Source organism: Oleiphilus sp. HI0123, from assembly GCF_001635315.1.
In genome coordinates this window covers 1-1,704 of the sequence record NZ_LWGE01000220.1, presented here as the reverse complement: position 1 = coordinate 1,704, position 1,704 = coordinate 1, and the positions used below count along the sequence as shown (strand labels likewise).

Genomic DNA, 1,704 nt, shown 5'->3' with positions numbered 1-1,704 from the left:
CGGCACAATAAAGAGCACAAGCTTAGTGCCAGCCAGTGTGCTGAAATAGACCATGGAACTCATTTTGTACGCACCGCTGAAGAGTCTATCGCACTTAATGGCAGTTCTTATCCTTCAGTAATCATCTCTGCCAGCGGTATGGCAAGTGGTGGCAGAGTTTTACACCACTTAAAAAATCTCTTACCGCATCATCAGCACAGTATCGTTTTTATCGGATTTCAGGCACCTGGAACGCGAGGTGATACCCTGGTCAGTGGTGCTGCTGAAGTCAAAATACACGGCCAGTACTACCCTGTGAAAGCGGAGGTTTATCATAGTGGTAGCCTGTCTGCCCACGGCGACTATCAAGAAATTATTGACTGGTTGCGTGCGTCAAAGATCTCCCCCAAGCAAGTGTTCGTTACCCATGGTGAGCGTAGTGCCTCTGACTCAATGCGTATGAAGATAAAAGAGCAGTTGGGTTTGAAAGCTTGTGTACCGGAGCCTGGTCAGGAATTTGAACTGAATTAGTAAATAGTCTCGGTCAATAATTAAGGTTGGATATGGAGCAATTTCAGTTACTAGAGTTTATTTCAGGAATCGGGGTATTTCTATTTGGTATTGATCAACTAGAGAAGGCCTTGAAGGCTTTAAGCAGTCGTTCCTTGAAAGTCATGCTGCGCAAGCATACAACTCATCCTTTAAAGTCGATACTAGGTGGGACGGTCGCAACAGCCATTCTGCAGAGCAGTTCGGTTGTTGGCTTAATGACGCTGGCCTTTGTCGGGGCCGGTATTCTCGATATGCGCAATGCGCTGGGGATCATTCTAGGGTCTAATCTGGGAACAACGTTTACCGGCTGGATCGTTGCAACCTTGGGCTTTAAGCTCAGTTTGTCTGCTTTCTATCTACCGATGCTGGGTCTGGGGTGTTTAGGTTTAGTTAGCTTTGGTGATGATAAAAAGCTCCGTCACATGAGTCGCCTATTAATGGGCTTAGGGCTGTTGCTGATGGGCTTGGTGCTGATGAAAGATAGCATTGAGGCTTTTTCGCAAAGCTTCGATGTCTCTATATTCAAAGAGTATGGAATTTTTGTTTTTTTTCTAGTGGGCGTTATCTTCACGGCCATCATTCAATCCAGCTCCGCGACAATGATGATCACCTTGAGTGCACTTAATGCTCAAATAATTGGATTAGATCAAGCGGCGGCATTAGTGATCGGTGCAGACCTAGGAACCACCGGCACTGTTATGCTCGGTGCCTTAAAAGGAACGCCAATTAAAAGGCAGGTGGCAGCAGCGCACTTCTTTTTCAACCTGATCACCGATTTATTGGCACTCCTATGTTTGCCTTTGCTGTTGAAAATTATCAATGATGTCTACCAAGTCGAAGACCCTTTACTTGGTTTGGTCGCCTTCCACAGTACCTTTAATGTAATTGGTATTTGCCTCTTTATTCCCTTTTTGGGGGCATTTGCACGCATGCTGGAAAGGCTCTTCAAAGAAGATACCAGTGCCATTAATTGCCATATCAAGTCAATTCCAGAAGGTGAAGTGGAAGAATCCCTCTTGGCCCTGGAGTCAGAGTCAATTCATCTATTTAGCCGTGTATTGGTGTTAAATCTGGCCTGTTTTAATATTAATACCCTTAATATTAAACAAAGTAAATTGATTGGCTCAGAGCCGGAGAATGCAGGGTATTTGAATGATACGGATCAGTTTGATG

General features: G+C 44.8%; 2 protein-coding genes. Both read left to right on the top strand.

All coding sequences use genetic code 11. The features are described 5' to 3' along the window. Positions 1-510: MBL fold metallo-hydrolase RNA specificity domain-containing protein (locus A3761_RS02130; RefSeq protein WP_304439568.1), on the top strand; the 510-nt coding region annotated here is incomplete at its 5' end. A gap of 32 nt (positions 511-542) precedes the next feature. Next, the coding region (locus A3761_RS02125) for a Na/Pi cotransporter family protein (protein WP_197472739.1) at positions 543-1,704 on the top strand (1,162 nt) is incomplete at its 3' end.